Below are 615 nucleotides of genomic sequence, written 5' to 3' on the forward strand. Positions count from 1 at the left end.
CCCGCGATCTCTCGCGCGTCCGCGGCAGTCGCCCGGATGGCGGTCAGGTCTGCGCCGGTCGCCCCACCAGGAGCACCAGTGCCGATCGTCGAGATCTTGAGCCCGGCGCGTCCGCGGATCAGCGCCGGCTGGCCCGGGCCGACGACCCGAATGGACGTGGCCGTTCCGGTCGGATCCGGGTTCGCCGCGATGTCCACCGCCGCCCAGGCATCGCTGCGGAGGCTGATTTCGAGGGTGCCATCGGGGCTCGGCGTCGTAGGCTGGCCGCCGCTTGGCGTGGCCGAGGTCGTCACGGCCAGGACCGTCCCGCCCAAGGGCGTGCGCCGGCCCTCGCCACTGATGGCGGTATAGGTGATCTGTAGCGGCATCTCAGCCCCCCGTCACAAGGCTGGACAAGATCCGACCGTAGGCGATCATCTCGCGGCGGCCGGGGTGGTTTTTCTTGCCGGCGACGCACAAGGAGTTTCGAGCGAGGCCCAGAGGACCGAGGCTGTCGGGATTGCAGATGAGCCCCGCGGGCACGTAGGCGACGCCGCCGGCCTCCTCATGCACGCGCTGGGCGGCCCGGATCTTGGCGTTGTTGGATCCCCACCAGTCCGACAGGTCGGTGATCTG

Annotated in this window: 2 protein-coding genes; both read right to left on the bottom strand. The window is 70.4% G+C overall.

The window, feature by feature from the left end; all coding sequences use genetic code 11:
• On the bottom strand, positions 1 to 368 hold a 368-nt coding region (locus tag QR78_RS30925), incomplete at its 3' end, for a hypothetical protein (RefSeq protein WP_048431469.1).
• A 1-nt stretch (position 369) separates the two neighbouring features.
• On the bottom strand, positions 370 to 615 hold a 246-nt coding region (locus QR78_RS35265), incomplete at its 5' end, for a hypothetical protein (protein WP_048431470.1).

The sequence above is a fragment of the Methylobacterium indicum genome (assembly GCF_001043895.1).
GTDB classification, from domain to species: domain Bacteria; phylum Pseudomonadota; class Alphaproteobacteria; order Rhizobiales; family Beijerinckiaceae; genus Methylobacterium; species Methylobacterium indicum.